Source organism: Pseudooceanicola algae, from assembly GCF_003590145.2.
GTDB classification, from domain to species: Bacteria; Pseudomonadota; Alphaproteobacteria; order Rhodobacterales; family Rhodobacteraceae; genus Pseudooceanicola; species Pseudooceanicola algae.
On the sequence record NZ_CP060436.1, the window covers coordinates 738,822 to 760,537 of the forward strand.

Below are 21,716 nucleotides of genomic sequence, written 5' to 3' on the forward strand. Positions count from 1 at the left end.
CTCGCGCCGCCCTTTTCATGTTTCCCTGTCTCAAATATCCCCGCCGGAGGCATGGCGCCGAAGGCGCCATCCCGGCCGGTGATCAGGCGCCGCGCGACTGCCGCTTGCGCTCATGCGGGTCGAGGAAGCGTTTGCGCAGACGGATCGACGTCGGCGTCACTTCGACCAGCTCGTCGTCGTTGATATAGGCAATCGCCTCTTCCAGCGACAGCGTGACAGGCGTCGTCAGACGCACGGCGTCATCGGTTCCCGAGGCACGGACGTTGGTCAGCTGCTTGCCCTTCAGCGGGTTCACTTCCAGGTCGTTCTCGCGCGAATGCTCGCCGATGATCATGCCCTGGTAGACAGCCGCCTGAGCGCCGATGAAGAACTTGCCGCGATCCTCCAGCTTCCACAGCGCATAGGCGACAGCCGTACCGTCATCCATCGAGATCAGGACCCCGGCGCGACGGCCCGGAATGGACCCTTTGTGCGGCGCCCAGCTGTGGAACACGCGGTTCAGCACGCCGGTGCCGCGGGTATCGGTCAGGAATTCGCCGTGGTAGCCGATCAACCCGCGCGACGGCACATGGGCGATGATCCGGGTCTTGCCGGCACCTGCCTGGCGCATTTCGGTCAGGTCGCCCTTGCGTGCACCGGTGATCTTCTCGATCACGGCGCCGGAGTATTCGTCATCCACGTCGATGGTGACTTCCTCGATCGGCTCCAGCCGTTCGCCGTTCTCCCCTTCGCGCATGATCACCTGCGGACGCGAGATCGACAGCTCGAAGCCCTCGCGACGCATGTTCTCGATCAACACGCCCATCTGCAGTTCGCCACGACCGGAAACCTCGAAGGCCTCGCCGCCGGGGGTGTCCTGGATCTTGATGGCGACGTTGGATTCGGCCTCTTTCATCAGGCGTTCGCGGATGACGCGCGACTGCACCTTCTTGCCGTCACGACCGGCCAGCGGCGAATCGTTGATGCCGAAGGTCACGGTGATGGTCGGCGGATCGATCGGCTGGGCGTCCAGCGCCTCGTCCACGGCCAGGGCACAGATCGTGTCGGCGACGGTGGTCTTGGTCATGCCGGCGATGGACACGATGTCGCCCGCCTGGGCTTCCTCGATGTCCTGCTGTCCGAGGCCACGGAAAGCCTGGATCTTGGTGACGCGGAATTGTTCGATCTTCTGGCCGATGCGGCTCAGGGATTGAACGGTCGCGCCAACCTTCAGCTTGCCGCTTTCGACACGGCCCGTCAGGATCCGGCCCACGAAGGGGTCCGAGCCAAGGGTCACGGCCAGCATGCGGAAGTCCTCGTCCTGGCGTGCGATCTGCTTGGGCTTCGGGACGTGGTTCACGACAAGATTGAACAGCGCGTCGAGGTTCTTGCGCGACCCGTCCAGTTCCGCATCGCACCAGCCATTGCGGCCCGAGGCGTAAAGGTGAGGGAAATCAAGCTGATCGTCGTCCGCGTCGAGCGAGGCGAACAGGTCGAAGCATTCGTCCAGCGCCCGGTCGGGCTCGGCGTCGGGCTTGTCGACCTTGTTCAGCACCACGATGGGACGCAGGCCCAGGGCCAGCGCCTTGGAGGTCACGAACTTGGTCTGGGGCATCGGGCCTTCGGCCGCATCGACCAGCAGGACGACACCGTCGACCATCGACAGGATCCGCTCGACCTCGCCGCCGAAATCGGCGTGGCCGGGGGTGTCGACGATATTGATCCGCGTGCCTTTCCATTCGACCGAAGTCGCCTTGGCAAGGATCGTGATCCCGCGTTCCCGTTCCAGGTCGTTGCTGTCCATGGCCCGTTCGGCCACGGCCTGATTGGCACGGAAGGCACCGGATTGCTTCAGCAGCTCATCCACGAGCGTCGTCTTGCCGTGGTCAACGTGAGCGATGATGGCGATATTGCGCAGGTCCATTGGGCATCCCTAAATAGCTTGCGCCCGCGCCTATACTGGCTGCGGGTGAATTGCCAGAGGAAAGGCGTCCTAGGCGATCAGACAACCCAGCAGAGACGTGGCGCGGCTGTGGATCCAGGCATGCCCTGAGGTTTCGACCTGCGCCCCGCTGCCCAGCTTGAAATGCGCAAGACCCGGCGCACGGCGCGGTTGGAGCGTGCCGAGGTCCAGCCGGGCATGGCCGCGCCGGTGCAGCCATTCAGCCGCCTCTGCAAGGAGCAGGTTATGGGCCGAGCAGGCCCGGCCAGTCGTCCCTGACCAGCCCATGTGATAACTGGCCCCCGGCGCATGCAGCAGGAACAGCATCGCGGCAACGGGCTGACCTTCGGCATAGGCCGTGAACAGCCGGGTCTGCGGCCAGGCGATGGCAAAGCCAGAGGGCAGGGCGCGATAGCCACGTGCCTTGCGTTGCTCGGCCTCGCGCCGCAAAAGCCAGTGGTCGAGATCGCGGGGAAAGGGCGCATGGGTCACCTGCAGGTCGCTGCGGCGCGCCCGGTTCAGCCGATTGCGCCATTTCTGCGCAAAGCCCGCTTCGCGCTTGTCCTGGCTGAGAGAGATATCCAGCACCGCGTGGCTTTGCGGCGTCAGCACCGGGATCGCCCCGCTGCGGCGCAGGGCGCGGTCCATGTCCCGGTCCGGGGCCTGCAGGATCGTCACCCCCCGCCGCCCGCGCAGCACAGGCACCTCGCGCGGGGCGGGCAGCCAGAGCACGGCCGTCGGCCCGAACCGCCGCCGCACCCCGAAGGTGCCATCCGGCATCAGCGTGGTTTCCGAGCCGAGCTTCGCCAGCGCCTTGGCATAATAGAAATGCCGGTGCATCCGGTCATCGGGAAAGGCCTCGGGGGCGACATGTTTCATGGCCCAGTTTAACGACAGGAAAACCTTATTCGTCGTTAATGCGGGAATGAAAAACACCCGCAAGCTGATCCCTGACAGCCCCGGCCCACGCCGTACCGGCCTTAACGGTCCAAGGCGGAGTAGCGCCAAAGCGCTGTCTCGGCGCAGGGCAGGGCACAGATCGTTGGAAGGCAGAATGCAGGAATGCCGCCCGACATGGCAGGCGGCATTCCTCGTGTTTCTTGCGCTGTCCCTGCCGGTCTACGTCGTGTTGACAGGGATCAGCTGGCTGTTCTGAAGCTCAGAACGGGATTTCGTCGTCTATATCCCGGCTCGGCGCGCCGCCACCCGATGAACTGCCGCCACCGGAAGACCCACCGCCATAGCCGCCACGGTCGTCGTATCCGCCGCGATCATCGTATCCGCCGCCCGAGGACGAGCCGCCGCCGTAGGAGCCGCCGCCACCGCCGCCGCCTTCATTGCGACCGTCGAGCATGGTCAGTTCCGACCGGAAGGGACGCAGCACGACTTCGGTGGAATACTTGTCCTGACCCGATTGGTCCTGCCATTTGCGGGTTTCCAGCTGGCCTTCGATATAGACCTTCGACCCTTTGCGCAGGTATTGCTCTGCCACCCGGACCAGCGGCTCCGAGAAAATGGCGACCGAGTGCCATTCGGTGCGTTCCTTGCGCTCACCGGAATTACGGTCTTTCCAGGTTTCCGACGTGGCGATGCGCAGGTTGCAGACCTTGCCACCATTCTGGAACGAGCGGACTTCCGGGTCGCGACCCAGGTTGCCGATCAGGATGACCTTGTTGACGGATCCGGCCATGCGGTGACTCCTCATATCCTTCGGGATCGCGCCCCGGCGAATCCGGTGGCGCGTGTTTCATCGGTTACACCAGAGCGCGCCACCGGGGGCAAGTTCCCTCTCCGGTTCCATGATATTTCCGGCATCGTCCCCCGATGCGCGCTCCCCTGCCCAAGAAGCACGCCGGAAGGGGTGCAATTCCTTATCCGGTTTCGTATAAGAGCCCCCGGACAGTGTGGGAAAGCAAGGGGACCGCAGGTGAAGCTGCACAACTTGTACGGCACCGCGACATGGTGCGCCGTGGCAATCGCCTTGACCGCGCAGGGCGCGTCGGCAGATGTATTGAGCGCGGGCGCGCGCCGGGCGCAGTTCAACGCCCAGACCCGGCTTCTCGACAGCCGGGCGTCACAGCAATATGCCAACTCGGTGCGCCTTCAGCCGCGGGCGATCGAGACGCCGACGATCTGGGGCGGCACCACCCCCTTCACCGGCAGCTACAAGGGGCCCTACCTTGACATGGCCCGCTCTGCCGCGCGGCGTCACGACATCCCCGAAAGCCTGTTCCTGCGCCTCGTGCAGCAGGAAAGCGGCTGGCAAAGCACCGCAGTCTCGCCCAAGGGGGCCATCGGTCTGGCGCAGATCATGCCGCAAACCGCGCGGTTCCTGAACATCGACGCGACCGACCCCTACCAGAACCTCGATGGTGGCGCGCGGTACCTCGCGCAGCAGTACCGCGAATTCGGCTCCTGGCCGCTGGCGCTGGCGGCCTATAACGCGGGTCCGCGCGTGGTAAAACGCTATGGCGGCATTCCGCCTTATGCCGAGACCCGCAATTATGTGAAGGTCATCTGGGGCAGCTGAGCGCGGTGGATCCCGCTGACGCGGGGCCTGCGGCTATTCGGCGGCGATCTTGATCACCGGCTCCATCTGCGCAAGCTCGGCATCCGGCAGGTGGCATTTGACCTGATGGCCATCACCCATTTCGCGGATCGGCGGCACCTCACGATCACACAAGTCCCCAGGAACTTTGGACTTCCAGCCGCAGCGGGTCTGGAACGGGCAGCCCGGCGGTGGGTTCATCGCCGAAGGGATATCCCCGTCCAGCACGATATGCTTCTTCACGATGCTCGTGTCGGCAATCGGCACGGCGCTCAGCAGGGCCTCGGTATAGGGGTGATAGGGCGGGGCAAAGACCTGATCGGTGGTGCCGATCTCGACCACATGGCCAAGGTACATGACCATGACCCGGTCGCTGAGATAGCGCACGATGGACAGATCATGACTGATGAACAGCAGGGTGGTCTTTTCCTCGCGCTGGATCTCCATCAGCAGATCGGTGACCGCCGCCTGTACCGAGACATCCAGCGCCGAGACTGGTTCATCCGCAACCACGATCCGCGCATTCCCGGCAAAGGCCCGTGCGATGCCGACCCGCTGTTTCTGCCCGCCTGACAGTTGACGCGGCATCCGGTCGGCAAAGGCGCGGGGCAGCTTCACGAGATCAAGCAGCGTCAGCATCCGCTCGCGCCGTTCCCGGTCACTTGCCCCGATGCCGAAGACTTCCAGCGCGCGGATGATCTGGCGCCCGACGCTCATCGAGGGGTTCAGCGTGTCGAAGGGGTTCTGGAACACCATCTGCACATCCGAAATGGTGCGTCGGTCGCGTTTCTCGATTGGAATGTGCTGCAGGTCGCGGTTATCCAGCAGGATCCGCCCCTCGGTCGCCGTCTCGAGGCCCATGAGCACCTTGGCAAAGGTCGACTTGCCACAGCCCGACTCCCCGACGATGGCCAGGGTCTCGCTCTCGCGCGCCTCGAAGCTCAGCGTCTCGTTGGCCTTCACGACCTTCTTGTCGCCCCCCGAAAACAGGGCAGAGGCCGCCACTTCGTAATACTTCTTCAAATTCTCGATCTTCAGCACCGGCGCACCGGGGATTGAGCGTGCCCGCGTCTCCGTTACCGCCATCGGTGCGTCCCAGTCGATCTCATCGACCCGCAGGCAGCGCGACACATGGCGATCCCCGCCCCGGATGCGGGTCATGCCGATCTCCTGCGCATCACAGCGCCCGGGCACGAAGTAATCGCAACGGGGCCCGAAGTTGCAACCCGGTGGGCGTTCGTGCGGCAGGGGGAAATTCCCCGGAATGGCCTTCAGCGGGCGGGCGGTCTTGTCCGCGCCGGGCAAGGGGATCGAGCGGAACAAGGCCTGGGTATAGGGGTGGCGCATCTCGTCGAAGACATCTTCGATCGAGCCCCGCTCGACCGCCTCGCCGGAATACATCACGCACAGCCGGTCGCAGGTCTCCAGCACCAGTCCCAGGTTATGGCTGATGAACAGCATCGAGGTGCCGTATTTCTTTCCCAGATCGCGGACCAGTTCGACAATGGCGGCCTCCACGGTCACATCCAGCGCCGTGGTCGGCTCATCAAGGATCAACAGCGACGGTTTCGACATCAGCGCCATGGCAATGACAATCCGCTGCTGTTGCCCGCCCGACAACTGGTGGGGAAAGCTCTTCAGCATGCGCTCGGGGTCCGGCAGCTTCACGTCCCGGACCACCTGAAGGGCGCGGGCACGGGCCTCCTCGGCGCCGACCCCTTCGTGGATCATCGGCACTTCCATCAACTGACGACCGATCCGCATCGCGGGATTCAGGCTGGCCATCGGCTCCTGGTAGATCATTGCGATCTCATTGCCCCGGAGTCGGCGCAACTCTCCATCGCTCATCGCGGCCAGGTCCTGACCCTTGAACTTGATTGAGCCCCCGGTCACGCGCCCGTTCACGCCCAGGTCCTGCATCACGCCAAGCGCAACGGTGCTCTTGCCACAACCCGATTCCCCGACCAGCCCCACAGCTTCGCCCGGCTGGACCGAGACCGAAAAATCCATCACCGCCGGGATCTCCCGCAGCCGCGTGAAAAAGGAAATCGACAGGGCGTCGATCTCCAGGATGGGTCCGTCATATTCGGCCATGACACCTCTCCCCGGGGGCAGGCTCCCCCATGTTTCCCTGTTTCAAATATCCCGGGGGTCCGGGGGCCGGCCCCCGGTCCCGAAACCTCGATTTGCGCGACCTCAGTCTTTCAGGCTCTCTTCACGCAACCCGTCCGCCAGCAGGTTCAGCCCCAGCACCAGGCTCAGCAGCGCCACCGCGGGCACGATGGCTGGATGCGGATAGATCGACAGCAGCTTGCGCCCCTGGTTGATCGTCGTCCCCCAGTCCGGGCTCTCGGGCGGCAGGCCCAGCCCGAAGAAGCCCAGCGTGCCCAGCAGGATGGTCGTATACCCGATGCGCAGGCAGAAATCGACGATCAGAGGGCCGCGTGCATTGGGCAGGATCTCCCACAGCATGATGTACCATGGCCCCTCGCCGCGGGTCTGGGCGGCGGCTACGTAATCGCGCGTCTTGATGTCCATGGTCAGCCCCCGCACGATCCGGAACACCGTCGGCGCATTGACGAAGACGACCGAGACGAAGACCACCAGGATCCCTCCGGGTATATCGAACAGATCCAGCGCCCGGGGCAGGAAGGCCACCCGCGTCGCGGGGTCCGAGATCAGCGACAGATAGGCCCATCCCAGCACGAAAAGCAGCACCGCCAGCATCAGGTTTCGCCGCGCCGGCTGGGTGTAGTAGCGCGCGTTTATCAGCACGGTCAGGAAGATGACCGGGAAGATGAACAGCACGATGGCCATGTAGCTTGGGATGCCGGTCTGCACCATTTCGGGCGTCACCAGCAGGTAGAACAGCAGGATCACCGGGAAGGCCAGGATCAGGTTGGCGACAAAGCTCAGTACCGTATCCAGCCGACCCCCGATGTAACCGGCCGGCAAACCGACGGTGATCCCCACCATGAAAGCGAACAGCGTCGCCAGCGGCGCGATCCGGATCACAACCCAGGCGCCCGAGACCATGCGGCTGAAGACATCCCGCGCCAGCGTATCCCCGCCCAGCAGGTAGTAGGGGTACTGACCGTCCTCGACACTGCGAAGGGCCGTGCCGGGGACCTTGTTCTTCATGCCCGTGACCGCGCTCAGCGGGTCCTGTGTCAACACGAGGTCGAACAGCCCGACCGCGAGGGCCGTATAGACCCAGAACATCACCAGCGCAAAGCCGGCCATGCCGATGCCGTTGTCGAACAGCTTGCCATACAGCCCCAGCCGGCGCTTGTAGCGGATCGACAGGGCGAAGGTCACGACAAGCGCGATCCAGACCGGTGTGAAGCGACCCAGAAGGGCCAGGATGATGTCGCCCCAGGAAAGCGGTTCCATGCTCAGCTCTCCTCAGGAAATGCGAATGCGGGGATTGAGATAGACATAGCCGATATCCGAAATCAGCTGGGTCACCAGCACCACGAAGACCGACACGACCGAGATCCCCAGCAGCAGGTCGATGTCATTGTTGCCCGCCGCCTGCACAAGCGCCCAGCCGAGGCCCTTGTAGTTGAACAGCGTCTCGACCACGACGACGCCGTTCAGCAGCCAGGGAAATTGCAGCATGATCACGGTAAAGGGCGCGATTAGCGCGTTGCGCAGGGCGTGCTTCAAAACGATGTTGTGGAAGGCCACGCCCTTCAGCCGCGCGGTGCGGACATATTGTGCGGTCATGACCTCGGCCATCGAGGCCCGCGTCATCCGCGCCACATAGCCCATGCCATAAAGCGCGATGGTCAGGACCGGCAGAAAGAAATTCTCGAATGTCGCGCCATCCATGGCGCTGGTCGCGGTGCCCTTGAACCATTTAAGCCCCACTGCCGAAGAGGCGAAGACCGCGATCAGGATCACGCCCGAAACATATTCCGGCGTTGCCGTGGTGGCGATGGAAAAGGTCGACAGCACCCGGTCGGTGACCGAGCCTTCCTTCATGCCCGCCAGCACGCCGATGATCAGCGCCGTGGGCACCATCAGCACCATGACCCAGAACATCAGCTTGGCAGTCTGGCCCAGGCGGATGGCGACAATGGTGCTGACATCCTCGCGAAAGACCCGGCTTTCACCCCATTGCCCCTGCAGGATCCCGCAGAAGGCAGGAACCGCCGCCGGATCGCTTCCCGGCGCGATGCAGCGCCCCGTGACCCGCCCATCGGGATATTCATGCACCCAGCCCGGCGCCGCCCCCAGCCATTCGCCATAGCGTTTCAGCAGCGGCTGGTGAAAGCCGTTGTTTTCCAGCCAGAGCTCGACCTCGGGGTCGGTCATCCGGCTGTTGCCTTCGAACTTCGCGACCTTTTCAAGGTTGGGGGCGAGATTGGTCAGGAAGAAGACGATGAAGCTGAGGCAGAGCGCCGTCAGGATCATGGTGCCGATCCGGCGGATGAGAAAGAACAACATGCGGGGTGGTCCCTGTCACTGGCGGGGTCACTGGCGAGGGCACTGGCGGAGCTGAAACGTCGCGGACCAGGGGCTGGTGGCGGCGGAACGGGGCCGGAACAGGCGTTCCGGCCCCCACCCGATCAGGTGTTCAGCCACCATTTGTAGTGATGCAGCTCGAAGGTCGGGTGCATTTCGGCGCCCATGACCTCGGGCTTGTAGTGACGGAACAGGGACCGCCAGTAGGGTTGGATCATCACGCCCTCGTCCAGCATGATCTGTTCCAGCTGGGCCATGACGACCCGGCGCTTGTCGGCATCCGCGATGGCCATGGCCTCGGACAGAAGCGTGTCGAACTCGGCGTTGGACATGGCGCTTTCGTTCCAGCTGACGCCCGAACGATAGGCCAGGGCCAGGATCTGCACGCCGAGGGGACGCATGTTCCATTCGGTCGCCGACCAGGGATAGGCCAGCCAGTCGTTCCAGAAGGTCGAGCCGGGCAGGATGGTCCGCTTGATGCTGATACCGGCATCGCGCACCTGGGCGGCCACGGCGTCGCAACTTTCCGATTGCCACTGGTCATCGATCGAGATCAGTTCGAATTCCGTCTCGCCATACCCCAGTTCTTCCAGCTTGCCCAATGCGGCGGCCGGATCGGTGGGCAGCGGCGGGATCGGCGCATATTCGGGGTGGATCGGGCAAACGTGGTGGTTTTCGGCCACGGTGCCATAGCCGGCATAGCCGAGCTCCAGCACGATGTCGTTGTTGACCGCCGAAACCAGCGCCTTGCGGACCTCCGGGTTGTCATAGGGTTCGTGGGTCTGGTTGAACCGCACGCAAAGCGTCGCGGCCGTGATCGCTTCGGACTGGACCCAGTCCATCGCCGTCAGGACTTCGATGTATTCGCCGGTCGACTGGTAGGTCATGTCGATTTCGTCGGAATCCGCCGCGGCGACCCACGACGCCATGTCGGTGCCGAAATCGATGAATTCGATCCGGTCCAGCCAGGCGCCTTCGCCCCACCAGGTGTGATCGGTGTTCTTGACCAGGACCTGGGTCACGCCGACCTCGTTGGTCTCGGGCAGGAAGGGGCCGGTGCCGATCGGGTTGGAGGCAGGGTCCTCGCCGGCATAGCTCTGGTGGACGATGGCGGCCGGGTAATCGGCGAAACCGGGAATGATGGTGATGTCGGGGGATGCGCAGACCAGCTTGACCGTCAGATCGTCGACCACGGTGATTGCGCCTTCGGCAGCGGTGCCGGTCTCCGCGTCGATCAGCACGGTCATGCGCGAGGCCATGGAATTGCCCTCGACATTGGTTTCGCACCAGCGGCGGAGGTTGAAGGCGACGTCTTCGGCGGTGAAGGGATCGCCGTTGTTCCAGGTCACATCGGGACGCACATGCAGCGTGTATTCCGTGGCGTTGTCATTCACGTCCCAGCTTTCGATCAGCATCGGCTTGAAGGTGCCGTCGCGCTGGTATTCGATCAGGTATTCCAGCCACCCGCGCGAGAAGTTCGCCATCTGCGACCAGTCGTAATTGCGCGGATCCTTCAGCGCCTTGGTTTCCATCTGCACACGCAGGGTGCCGCCCGCCTTGGGCGTTTCCTGGGCGGCTGCCGGTGTCGCGAGACCGCCAAGCGCATAGGCCGTCGAGGCCGAGACACCGAGCGCCGTGGCGCGGGTCAGGAATTCGCGGCGGCTCAGTTTGCCGGACTTGAATTCTTCCGCGTACATGCGGGCTGCCGGGTGGACCGGCCCCTTCGGGGTATGGCGTTGGGTCATGGTGTTCTCCCTGAGACGTTTCATTCACGCGCTCCGCTGGCCGGGGGCCGCGCGGTGACAATTCGCTTGGTTGGGTCCATCTGACGCGGACCTTGTCGGACGGGGATAGTTCCGCATGGAAATTCCGGTTCCGTCAATCTGTGGTTTCACCCGTTGCGGGTCTGAAAGCGACATAGCCCTATTTCAAAAGCGACACGCCCCCGAGCGCAACCGCAAAGCGCATCTGCGGGGCAATCCGATATGCGGCCAAACCTGCGGTCGGCGGTCCTGTAGGTGCGGCAAGGGAGCGCGGCAAAAATGCCCCGGACCGCGGTTTCTGGTGATTGCTTGTAGTGAAACGACCTTGGCGCCGGGCGGAAACGAATTTCTGCCCGGAGGGTCATGACGAAGGGATGCTTTGCCCTCGATGGCTAAAAATAAGGCGTCAGTCCGGCTCCACGGCCCGCCAGTCCCGCATGCGGGCCCGGAACCAGGTGCGCTGACGCTTGGCGAATTGCCGCGTGGCGATCACCGCGCTGTCGCGGGCCTGTTCCAGAGTCATCTCGCCGCGCAGGTGGCCGATCAGTTCGGGCGCGCCGATGGCCTTGCTTGACGGAAGGGCAGGGTCCCAGCCGGGCAGGTTGTTCCGCGCTTCGTCCAGGGCGCCGAGGGTCAGCATCCTGTCGAACCGCTGCGCGATTCGCGGGCTTAGCCAGTCTTTCGGCGCCGACAGGACGACGCGTTCGCACTGGTCGGCGGGCAGCAGGGGCGCCGGGGTCGCATCCTGCCAGGCGGCGATGCCGCGCCCGGTGGCTGTCAGCACTTCCCAGGCGCGTTGCAGCCGGGCCGGATTGGCCAGATCTATGCGCGCGGCGCTTTCGGGGTCCAGTTCGGCGCGCATCTGGTCCAGCCCACCGGACAGGCGCAACTGGTTGCCACGGTCGCGAACATCTTCCGGAATCGGCGGGATTTCGGCCAGACCTTCCGTGAGGGCGCGAAAATACAGCCCCGTGCCCCCGATGATGATCGCCCGCTTCGGCCCCTGCAGGATCGCGGCGACCTCGCGCAGCCATTCCCCGACACTGTAGGCATGATCGCGCGCCACATGGCCGAACAACCTGTGCGGCAGGGCGGCTTCTTCTTCGGCCGAGGGGCGGGCGGTCAGCAGGCGCCAGTTTTCATAGACCTGGATCGCATCGGCGTTGACGATGACCCCGCCATCCCGCGCCGCGATGTCCATCGCCAGCGCGGATTTGCCCGAGGCCGTTGGCCCGGCAACAAGGATCGGACGTGTCGCGGAAAGGCTGTCTGCCCAAGTCATTGGCAAAGGGAACTCCTTAGGCTGTCCGGGCCATTTCGCGGATTGAACCCGCAGGGCTTTTCGGACATTTTGCCCGCGATCCTAGAACCCCGCTGCAGAGGAATGCAACATGGCCGATACCGCCGAACAAACCACCTACAAGCGGGTGCTTCTGAAGATTTCCGGCGAGGCCCTCATGGGGGACCAGGGCTATGGCCTGCATCCGCCCACGGTGGAACGCATCGCCCAGGAGGTGAAGTCTGTTTCCGACCTCGGGGTCGAGATCTGCATGGTCATCGGCGGCGGCAACATCTTTCGCGGTCTCGTGGGCTCTGCCCAGGGGATGGAGCGGACCACCGCCGATTACATGGGCATGCTTGCCACGGTGATGAATGCCCTGGCAATGCAAAGCGCGCTGGAAGGGCTGGGGGTCTACACGCGGGTGATCTCGGCCATCACCATGAACGAGGTGGCCGAACCCTATATCCGCCGGCGCGCCGTGCGCCACCTGGAAAAGAAGCGGGTCTGCATCTTTGCCGCCGGCACCGGCAACCCCTATTTCACCACCGACACCGCCGCGACCCTGCGGGCCAATGAAATGGCCTGCGAGGCGATCTTCATGGGCAAGAATGGTGTCGATGGCGTCTATGACTGCGATCCCAAGACCAACCCGGATGCGAAACGCTATGACAGCGTGACCTTCGACGAGGTGCTGGGCAAGAACCTGAAGGTCATGGATGCTTCGGCCATCGCCCTGGCACGCGACAACCGCAAGCCGATCATCGTCTTCTCGCTCGACGAGCCAGGCGGTTTCCTTGGCATTCTGGCCGGCAAGGGCACCTATACCAAGGTGCACGACTGATCCCGGCTTCCGATGGAACCGCAACCCGATACCGAAGCCGTCCCGAAGGGGGCGGCTTTGCCGTCTTGGGCCGGGCCTTGCAGGCCGGAGGGGCTCCCATTCGGTCGGGCTGTGCCAGGTTGGTTCCGGAAGGCCGCGGGGGCTGGAAACCGGGCCCGTCGCACTATACAAGTTCCTGTCGGTGGCGCTATACGTGCTGCCAACACGCCAAAGCGAGGACCAAGAACAGATGTCTGAAGATTTCGAGCTGGATACCGATGATCTGACCCGCCGCATGGATGGCGCCATGACGAACCTGAAAACCGAATTCGCGTCGCTGCGGACCGGCCGGGCCTCGTCCTCCATGCTGGAACCGATCACGGTGGACGCCTATGGCCAGCCGACCCCGATCAACCAGGTGGGGACGGTCAACGTGCCGGAATCCCGCATGGTCACGATCAACGTCTGGGACAAGGCCATGGTGGGCAAGGTCGAAAAGGCAATCCGTGAAAGCGGCCTCGGGATCAACCCGCAGCTGAACGGCACGATCATCATGCTGCCGATCCCCGAGCTGAACGAGGAACGCCGCCGCGAACTGACCAAGGTCGCCGCGCAATATGCCGAACATGCACGCGTTTCCGTGCGCAACCTGCGCCGCGATGGTATGGATCAGGTGAAGAAAGCCAAGGCGGATGGACTTTCCGAAGACGATCAGAAGTTCTGGGAAACCGAAGTCCAGGATCTGACGAACCGCTATATCGCCAAGGTCGACGCCGCGCTTGAGACCAAGCAGGCCGAGATTATGCAGGTTTAACACGATTTGCTAAGGAAGGCTGGCTATAGCCGGACGTGTTGATGGAAGGAAAAGTCATGGCGCAGGACGAAGGAACCCTGGTGGTGAAGGCCCCACGCCATGTTGCGATCATCATGGATGGCAATGGCCGTTGGGCAAAGATGCGGGGGCGACCACGGCTGTTCGGCCACCACGCCGGCGCCCGCCGGGTCCGCGAGATCGTCGAGGCGTGCCCCGATCTGGGCGTCGAATACCTGACGATCTTCGGCTTTTCGACCGAGAACTGGAAGCGCACCCAGATCGAGGTCGCCGGGCTGATGAGCCTGTTCCGATCCTATATCCGCAAGGAAGCCCGTGCACTGCGGGAAAAGAATGTGCGCGTCCGTTTCATCGGCGACCGTCCGGGACTGGATGAAAAGCTGCGCACGTTGATGGACGAGCTGGAGGAAATGACCTCTGGCTGCACGGGCACCAACCTGACCATCGCGCTGAACTACGGCGGCCGTGACGAGGTCGCCCGGGCCACCAAACGGCTGGCCGAAGATGTCGCCGCCGGGCGCCTGGACCCGGCCCGGATCGACGAGGAAACCTTGCCGAAGTACCTCGACACCTGCGTGCTGCCCGATCCCGACCTGGTGATCCGCACCAGCGGAGAGGCGCGGATTTCCAATTTCCTGCTCTGGCAGTCAGCCTACGCGGAATATGAATTCATCGACACGCTCTGGCCCGATTTCAGCCGCGATGTCTTTGCCAGCGTCATGGAAAGCTACGGCCAGAGAGAGCGTCGCTACGGCGCCGTGCGGGCCTAGGGGCCGATAATGGCGCAACGCAACTGGTCCGATTTGCTGCCAAGGCTGCTATCCAGCATCGTCATGATCGCCGTTGGCCTCGTGCTGATCCTGTTGGGCGGGATCTGGTTCCGCATCGCCATGGTCTTGCTTTGTGGCGGCATGATCTGGGAATTGGCGCGCATGGTCGCGCCGCATTCCGGGTCGCGTGCGCTGCAACTGGGCGGGGCTGCAGCGCTTTGCCTCTCCGGGGCGCTGGTGCTGCCGGGCAGCTACGGCCTGCCGTTGCTGCTGCTGCCCTCGATGCTGGGTATTGCGCTGGTCCCGCGACAACGTACGCTTTTCATGACCTTCACGGCGATGATCCTGCTTGCGGCCTATGGCATGGCCCGTCTGCGCGGCGATCAGGAAGTGATCTGGGTCTTCTGGATCGTCTTCGTCGTCGTGCTGACCGATGTCGCGGGATATTTCGCCGGCCGGATGATCGGGGGGCCGAAATTCTGGCCCCGCGTCAGCCCCAAGAAAACCTGGTCCGGCACGATCGCGGGCTGGGTCGCGGCGGGGGTGGTCGGCGTCGGCTTCGGTCTGGCGACAGGTTTCGGCCCTGGTCTGGCGGGTGTATCCGTGGCGTTGTCCATGGCTTCGCAGATGGGGGACATTGCCGAAAGCGCGGCAAAACGGAAGGTCGGCGTCAAGGACAGTTCGGATCTGATCCCCGGCCATGGCGGCCTGCTGGATCGCTTTGACGGGATGTTGGGCGCGGCGCTGATGCTGTTGCTGACCGGGCCTTGGACGGGGCTTTTCGCCACCACGATTGGACAATAAATGCGGCGGATTACCATCCTTGGGGCCACCGGCTCCATCGGTCAAAGCACCATCGATCTGATCGCGCGCAACCCCGATGCCTATGTGATCGAGGCGTTGACCGGCGGGCATAGTGTCGAAACCCTTGCGCGGGACGCGATCCGGCTGAACGCGAAATGCGCCGTGACAGCCCATGCGGACCGGCTGCAGGATCTGCGGGCTGCCCTGTCGGGCACGGGCATCGCGGCTGCCGCCGGGCCGGCGGCCCTGATCGAAGCCGCTGACCGTCCGGCCGATTGGGTCATGTCGGCAATTGTCGGTGCGGCCGGCCTTGCGCCCGGTCTCGCGGCGCTGAAACGGGGCGCGACCCTCGCGCTTGCCAACAAGGAAAGTCTGGTCTGCGCCGGGCCTCTGGTCATGGCCGAGGCCGCCCGCAGCGGCGCCCGCCTGCTGCCGGTCGACAGTGAACACTCTGCTGTCTTCCAGGCGCTTCTGGGCGAAAAGATGGAAAGCGTCGAGCGCGTCATCCTGACCGCCTCGGGCGGGGCCTTTCGCGATTGGCCGCTTGCGGATCTGGCCCGCGCCACGCCGGAACAGGCCGCGACCCATCCCAATTGGTCGATGGGGCAGCGGATCACGGTCGATAGTGCCTCCATGTTCAACAAGGCTTTGGAAGTCATTGAAGCGCATGAGTATTTCGGCATCAGCCCCGACCGGATAGAGGTGCTCGTGCATCCTGAAAGCCTGGTGCATGCGCTGGTCGGTCACGTGGACGGCGCGATCCTTGCGCATCTGGGTGCGCCGGATATGCGCCACGCCATTGGCTATGCGCTGCACTGGCCGGACCGCTGCGATCTGCCTGTCGCGCGCCTTGATCTGGCGGAGATCGCCACGCTGAACTTCCGTCGCCCCGAGATGGCCCGCTATCCCGCGCTGGAGATCGCCCAACGGGTGATGCAACGCGGCGGCCTGTCCGGTGCCGTGATGAATGCGGCCAAGGAAGTCGCGCTCGATGCCTTTCTCGACCGGCGCATCGGGTTCACGGATATGGTGCCGCTGGTCTCGCGCGTTCTTGATCGGCTTGACCGTGACAGCGGGGCGCTTGATGCGGAATGGTGTCTTGAACATGTGCTCGCGGCCGACCAGATGGCGAGGAGCTATGCGTCCGAGGCCCTGGGGGCCGCAGCGGGCGCGGAACAGAAGGCAGGCATATCCTGATGAATTTTCTCCCTGAATTCGGCAACACGCTTTACATGCTGGCCGCTTTCATCGTCGCCCTTTCCGTCATCGTCGCCATCCACGAATACGGCCATTACATCGTTGGCCGCTGGACCGGCATCAAGGCCGAGGTGTTTTCGCTGGGCTTCGGGCCGGTGCTTCTGTCGCGCGTCGACAAGCATGGCACGCGCTGGCAGGTCGCGGCGCTGCCATTTGGTGGCTATGTGCGGTTCAAGGGCGATGGCGATGCGGCTTCGGCCAGTGCGGATGAGGCCGCGTTGCGCGGGATGAACGCGCGGGAACGCCGCGAGACAATGCAGGGCGCGCCGGTCTGGGCGCGGGCGCTGACCGTTGCGGCGGGACCGGTGTTCAACTTCATCCTGTCGATCCTGCTGTTCGCCATGCTCTTGCTGTTCCGCGGCGACGTGGCGGAACCGCTGACCGTGGGCGCCCTGCGTCCGCTGCCCGCGCAGGCTGCGGCCGAGCAACTGCAGGCCGGTGACCAGATCCTTGCCATCGACGGGCAGGAAGTGCCTGCCTTCTCCGACACCGCCGCCATGGCCGCATTCACCGACGCGCTGCCGGTGGCCCGGTCGATGGACTACAGGGTTCAGCGCGGGACGGACGCACTGAACGTCGAGGGGCCCTATCTCTATCCGCCGGTGATCCTTCAACTTGCGCCGAATTCCGCCGCCTATACGGCTGGTCTGGAAATCGGCGATGTGATCACGTCCGTCGACGGGCAGGAGATCTTTGCCTTCGATCAGTTGAAGGCGCTCGTTGAAGGCTCCGCCGGCAATACGCTGGACCTGGAGGTCTGGCGGGCAGGGGAAGAGGCCCCCCCTGGCGGTGGAACTGACCCCGCGCCGTGTCGATGAACCCGATCCTGCGGGGGGGTATCGCACCGAATGGCGGATCGGGATCGCGGGCGGCATGGCCATCGACCTTGCGACTACCCGCGCGGGTCTTGGCGAAAGCCTGCAAGGTGGCGTCCAGCAAACCTGGAGCGTCATTTCCTCTTCCCTGTCGGGGCTCTACCATATCTTCACCGGCGCGATTTCATCGTGCAACATGAGCGGTCCGATCGGCATCGCCAAGACGTCCGGCGCGATGGCGAGCCAGGGGGTCGTGACATTCGTCTGGTTCGTGGCCGCCCTGTCGACCGGTGTCGGCCTGTTGAACCTGTTTCCGGTGCCGGTGCTGGACGGCGGTCATCTGGTGTTCCACGCATGGGAGGCCGTGACCGGCCGCGCGCCCTCGGACAAGGCGCTGCGGGTGCTGATGATGGCGGGGCTGACCATGGTCATCGGGCTGATGATCTTTGCGCTGACCAATGATGTCTTCTGTCCCTGACGGAACCGGTGACTGAAGCCCCCGATTGAAGCTTCTGTCGCCTGCTCTCGCAGCGGGCGACAGGCTTGCCGCTTGGACATGCGGGCAGAGCGTCAGGGCATTTTGACAAGTGATTTCATTCCCGATACTGACGTTCTCAATGGAAGTCTAAACGGGTCTGGAACATGCCAATGAACTTTGCAGCGGGCGCTTCCGCGCCGTACCGTACCGGGCGCATACAGCTGCTAATTCCAGCCCTGATTCTTATCGTTTTCACGGTTGTTTCCGGCCTGGCGCCAAGCCGCGCCGAGGCCCAGAGCTACAGTTTCACCGCGGTCACGGTCGACGGCAATGCGCGTATCCCGACGGGCACGGTGCTGTCCTACGCGGGAATCGCACGCGGGCAGGTCGTTTCGGCGGCCGAACTGAACGACGCCTATCAGCGTATCGTCGCCTCCGGACTGTTCGAAACCGTCGAACTGACCCCGCAGGGCAATACGCTGGTGATCGCCGTCAGCGAATATCCGACGATCAACGTGATCAATTTCGAAGGCAACCGCCGCATCGACGACGAGGCCCTGACGGCCATCGTACAGTCCTCCTCGCGCCAGGTCTTCTCGCCGACCCAGGCCGAAGCCGATGCCGCCGCGATTTCCGAGGCCTATTCCCAGCAGGGCCGTTTGGCCGCCCGCGTCACGCCGCGCATCATCCGGCGCAGCGACAACCGCGTCGATCTGGTCTTCGAGGTCTTCGAGGGCAGCAATACCGAGGTCGAGCGGATTTCCTTCGTCGGCAACACCCAGTTCTCGGACCGCCGCCTGCGCCAGGTGCTGGAGTCCAAGCAGGCCGGTCTGTTGCGCTTTCTCTTCCGTTCGGACACCTTCGTCGCCGACCGGATCGATTTCGACAAGCAGGTGCTGCAGGATTACTACCAGTCCCGCGGGTATGTCGATTTCCGCATCACCGGCGTCAACGCCGAGCTGTCCCGCGAACGCGACGGCTATCTCGTGACCTTCAACATCGAAGAGGGACAGCAGTTCCGCTTCGGCGAGATCTCTACCGTCAGCTCCTACGCCGGGGTCGATGCCGCGATCTTCCAGGAGGCGCTGAACGTCAGGCCGGGCGTGGTCTATTCGCCGACGGTGGTCGAAAATTCGATCACGCGCATGGAACGGCTCGGGGTCACCGAAGGGCGTGATTTCCTGCGCATCGAACCGCGGATCACCCGCAACGACCGCGACCTGACGCTGGACGTGCAATTCGAACTGACCCGTGGGCCGCGCATCTTTGTCGAGCGGATCGACATCGAAGGTAACACCACCACTCTGGATCGTGTCATCCGTGCCGAATTCGATACCGTCGAAGGCGACCCCTTCAACCCGCGCGCCATCCGTGAAGCGGCCGAACGGATCCGCGCGCTCGGCTTCTTTGCCGATGCCCAGGTCAATGCGCGCGAAGGCACGTCCCCGGATCAGGTGATTGTCGACGTCGATGTCGAGGAAACCACCACCGGGTCGCTGTCGCTTGGCGGCACCTATTCGACCGACGATGGCTTCGGTCTGGCCGTCAGCTTCCAGGAGGCGAACTTCCTCGGACGGGGGCAGGTCCTGCAGGTCACGGTGACGGGCGTGTCGTCCAGTCAGGACTATGTGCTTGGCTTCGCCGAGCCGCATTTCCTCGGGCGCGACCTGCGTTTCGACATGGGCGGCAGCTATCAGGTGACAGAGTCGGACTACGCCAATTACGATTCCAAAAAGGCGGAATATTCGACCGGTCTGACCTTCCCGGCGGGCGAATTGTCCACGCTGAACCTGCATTACACCATCAGCAACACCGATCTGTCCTATGCCGATGATGAGGACGTGGGGCCGCTGATCGAGGCGGAGATCCAGCGCTCCGACGTTCTGGAAAGCAGCGTTGGCTACCGGTACACCTACGACAGCCGGATCTCGGGTCTGAACCCCAATGCCGGCGTGCTGCTGGAATTCGGCCAGGACTTCGCCGGTGTCGGAGGCGATGTGGAGTTTGTCCAAACTTCTGCCCGCGCCATCGCCCAGACCAAGATCATGAACGAAGAGGTCACCCTGCGTGCCACCTTCAATGCCGGCCACATCAGCAATATCGGCTCTTCCACGACGCTGGTGACCGACCGGTACTTGATTGGCGGCACTTATATGCGGGGCTTCACCTCAGACGGGTTCGGGCCGCGCCAGTATCTTGCCGATACCTATGACGATGCGATTGGCGGCATGGCCTTTGCAACGGCACAGTTCGACGTGGAATTCCCCCTGGGTCTGCCAGAGGAATACGGGATCAGCGGCGGCGCCTTCTATGACATCGGGACGGCCTGGGGGCTGGACCAAACGGCCAGCAACATCCTTTACGACGATGGCCCGCTGCGCCAGGTCGTCGGTCTGTCTGTCTTCTGGGATACGCCCATCGGGCCGCTGCGCTTCAACTGGTCGCATGCGCTGGAAAAAGAGACCTACGACAAGGAACAGACCTTCAACCTGACGATCCGGACCGAATTCTGAGGGATCGGAGATGACGGCTTTTCCGCTGCCGATCAGACGGGCTCTCGCCGGCCTCGTCATGACCCTGTCGCTGATCGTGGCGGCAGGGGGCAGGGAGGCTCTGGCGCAGGATGGCGGTCTGCAGGGCCAGACTTCCGGGGCGGAGACCGGGCAGGCCGGTGTCTCAGGTGACGCGCCGACCGCGTCGCAGGTGGAACCGGGCACGCTGCCCACTTCGCCGGTACTGACAGTCGACAGCGAACGCCTGTTCGCAGGCAGCCGTTTCGGCCAGTCCCTGTCGGCCCGGCTGGAATCCGAAGCCGCCGATATCGCCGCCGAGAACCGTCAGATCGAAGCCGACCTCGCCGAAGAAGAGCGCAGCCTGACCGAGTTGCGGGGCCAGATGGAACCCGTCGCCTTTCGCAGCCTGGCCGAGGAGTTCGATGCCAAGGTCAGCCGTATCCGTCGGGAACGCGAGGACCGTGCCAAGACCTTCGGTCAAAGCAGCGACATGGCGCGGCGCCAGTTCCTGTCGGCGGCGGAACCGGTGCTGAAGGAAATCATGCGCGACGCCGGTGCGGCGGTCATGCTGGAACAATTGACCGTCTTTCTCAGCCGCGACGTGGTCGATATCACCGACGAAGCCATTGCGCGCATCGACGCCACGTTGCTGCCGCAGGACCCGGACGAAGCAGTCCCCGACGGCGCGGGTTCTGCGCCGCTGGACATGGGCGAGCCGCTGCCGGCGCCCGAAGCCCCCGGCGATGGGGCTGGGGCGCTCAACCTCGGAAATACCGGGACGGACGCGGCAAGCCCCTCTGAATGAATGTGTTTTCCGGCCCGCGCCGGGATGGTCGGGCAGGGGCCCTGCAACCGGAGACCGCGCCGCGATCCCGCCATATGCTTGCTGCAGCTGGCCTGACTTGCTAGGGAAAAGTAATATAAAATGGTCACGCAGAGTGACGCGACCGTGAAACGAGGACAGCTCAGCATGAACGAGACTCTCGAAAGCGCCGATATCAACCGGATCCAGCGCATCATCCCCCACAGGTATCCCTTCCTGCTGGTCGACAAGGTGATCGAGATCGACGGCTACGCATCTGCCATCGGCGTCAAGAACGTGACGATGAACGAACCCCAGTTCACCGGCCATTTCCCGTCCAAGCCGGTCATGCCGGGTGTGCTGATGATCGAGGCCATGGCGCAGACAGCAGGGGTCATGGTGGGCGTGGCCCTTGGGCTAGAAGACACCAATACGATGATCTATTTCATGTCGATCGAGAAATCCAAGTTCCGCCGCATGGTGGTGCCCGGGGATCGCCTTGAAATGCGCCTGACGACCCTGCGCGGCAAGCCCGGCGGCAAGATCTGGAAATTCAGCGGCGTGGCCAGCGTCGACGGCGAAATGGCCTGCGAAGTCGAATTCATGGCGATGCTCGAACAACCCGCGACCGAGGCCTGATC

Annotated in this window: 17 protein-coding genes and 1 pseudogene; 10 read left to right on the plus strand and 8 right to left on the minus strand. The window is 63.8% G+C overall.

All coding sequences use genetic code 11. The features are described from left to right. Positions 1–82: 82 nt before the first annotated feature. From typA to ssb, 3 genes are all read right to left on the minus strand, one after another. Entirely contained in the window at positions 83–1,903 is a 1,821-nt protein-coding gene (gene typA / locus PSAL_RS03590; RefSeq protein ID WP_119839920.1) for a translational GTPase TypA, read from the minus strand. A gap of 69 nt (positions 1,904–1,972) precedes the next feature. Further along, positions 1,973–2,800 carry a GNAT family N-acetyltransferase gene (locus PSAL_RS03595; RefSeq protein ID WP_119839921.1) on the minus strand — a complete coding sequence of 276 codons (828 nt, stop codon included), beginning with the start codon at positions 2,798–2,800 and terminating at the stop codon, positions 1,973–1,975. 280 nt (positions 2,801–3,080) lie between these two features. Then, complete coding sequence (gene ssb, locus PSAL_RS03600; protein ID WP_119839922.1) at positions 3,081–3,611, minus strand: single-stranded DNA-binding protein; 531 nt, start codon at positions 3,609–3,611, stop codon at positions 3,081–3,083. 243 nt (positions 3,612–3,854) lie between these two features. Here ssb and PSAL_RS03605 point away from each other — a divergent pair, with 243 nt between their 5' ends. Continuing rightward, positions 3,855–4,451, plus strand: coding sequence for a lytic transglycosylase domain-containing protein (locus PSAL_RS03605; RefSeq protein WP_119840227.1), 597 nt, complete (start codon positions 3,855–3,857; stop codon positions 4,449–4,451). Positions 4,452–4,484: 33 nt separating this feature from the next. Here the strand turns inward: PSAL_RS03605 and PSAL_RS03610 are convergent, their stop codons facing one another. The 5 genes from PSAL_RS03610 to miaA all read right to left on the minus strand — a co-directional run bounded on the left by PSAL_RS03610 (position 4,485) and on the right by miaA (position 11,984). After that, entirely contained in the window at positions 4,485–6,563 is a 2,079-nt protein-coding gene (locus PSAL_RS03610; RefSeq protein WP_119839923.1) for a dipeptide ABC transporter ATP-binding protein, read from the minus strand. Positions 6,564–6,665: 102 nt separating this feature from the next. Then, on the minus strand, positions 6,666–7,862 hold the full coding sequence (locus tag PSAL_RS03615; RefSeq protein WP_119839924.1) for an ABC transporter permease: 1,197 nt from the start codon (positions 7,860–7,862) through the stop codon (positions 6,666–6,668). A gap of 12 nt (positions 7,863–7,874) precedes the next feature. Further along, positions 7,875–8,921, minus strand: coding sequence for an ABC transporter permease (locus PSAL_RS03620; protein WP_119839925.1), 1,047 nt, complete (start codon positions 8,919–8,921; stop codon positions 7,875–7,877). 122 nt (positions 8,922–9,043) lie between these two features. Continuing rightward, positions 9,044–10,684, minus strand: a complete 1,641-nt coding sequence (locus tag PSAL_RS03625) for an ABC transporter substrate-binding protein (protein WP_119839926.1) — start codon at positions 10,682–10,684, stop codon at positions 9,044–9,046. 424 nt (positions 10,685–11,108) lie between these two features. Continuing rightward, positions 11,109–11,984 (minus strand): tRNA (adenosine(37)-N6)-dimethylallyltransferase MiaA, encoded by an 876-nt coding sequence (gene miaA / locus PSAL_RS03630; protein WP_119839927.1) that lies wholly within the window; start codon positions 11,982–11,984, stop codon positions 11,109–11,111. 109 nt (positions 11,985–12,093) lie between these two features. On the opposite strand from miaA, the gene pyrH reads away from it, so the two are divergent. The 9 genes and pseudogenes from pyrH to fabZ all read left to right on the plus strand — a co-directional run bounded on the left by pyrH (position 12,094) and on the right by fabZ (position 21,714). Beyond that, positions 12,094–12,825: a UMP kinase gene (gene pyrH / locus PSAL_RS03635; protein ID WP_119839928.1), complete on the plus strand. Its 732-nt coding sequence runs from the start codon at positions 12,094–12,096 to the stop codon at positions 12,823–12,825. Between the two features lie 229 nt (positions 12,826–13,054). Next, positions 13,055–13,618: a ribosome recycling factor gene (frr, locus tag PSAL_RS03640; protein ID WP_119839929.1), complete on the plus strand. Its 564-nt coding sequence runs from the start codon at positions 13,055–13,057 to the stop codon at positions 13,616–13,618. 41 nt (positions 13,619–13,659) lie between these two features. Then, positions 13,660–14,406, plus strand: a complete 747-nt coding sequence (uppS, locus tag PSAL_RS03645; protein WP_231388600.1) for a polyprenyl diphosphate synthase — start codon at positions 13,660–13,662, stop codon at positions 14,404–14,406. Positions 14,407–14,415: 9 nt separating this feature from the next. After that, positions 14,416–15,210: a phosphatidate cytidylyltransferase gene (locus PSAL_RS03650; protein WP_119839931.1), complete on the plus strand. Its 795-nt coding sequence runs from the start codon at positions 14,416–14,418 to the stop codon at positions 15,208–15,210. Further along, the gene (gene dxr, locus PSAL_RS03655; RefSeq protein ID WP_119839932.1) at positions 15,211–16,407 is read left to right on the plus strand and encodes a 1-deoxy-D-xylulose-5-phosphate reductoisomerase; all 1,197 of its coding nucleotides are present in this window, start codon (positions 15,211–15,213) and stop codon (positions 16,405–16,407) included. Beyond that, positions 16,407–17,760: pseudogene (gene rseP / locus PSAL_RS19365) on the plus strand (RIP metalloprotease RseP). The gene dxr and the pseudogene rseP overlap by 1 nt, the downstream one beginning before the upstream one ends. A gap of 170 nt (positions 17,761–17,930) precedes the next feature. Next, on the plus strand, positions 17,931–20,273 hold the full coding sequence (bamA, locus tag PSAL_RS03665) for an outer membrane protein assembly factor BamA (protein WP_119839933.1): 2,343 nt from the start codon (positions 17,931–17,933) through the stop codon (positions 20,271–20,273). A gap of 10 nt (positions 20,274–20,283) precedes the next feature. Continuing rightward, positions 20,284–21,078: an OmpH family outer membrane protein gene (locus tag PSAL_RS03670; RefSeq protein ID WP_231388601.1), complete on the plus strand. Its 795-nt coding sequence runs from the start codon at positions 20,284–20,286 to the stop codon at positions 21,076–21,078. 165 nt (positions 21,079–21,243) lie between these two features. Then, the gene (gene fabZ / locus PSAL_RS03675) at positions 21,244–21,714 is read left to right on the plus strand and encodes a 3-hydroxyacyl-ACP dehydratase FabZ (RefSeq protein ID WP_119839934.1); all 471 of its coding nucleotides are present in this window, start codon (positions 21,244–21,246) and stop codon (positions 21,712–21,714) included. The last annotated feature ends 2 nt before the right edge of the window (positions 21,715–21,716 follow it).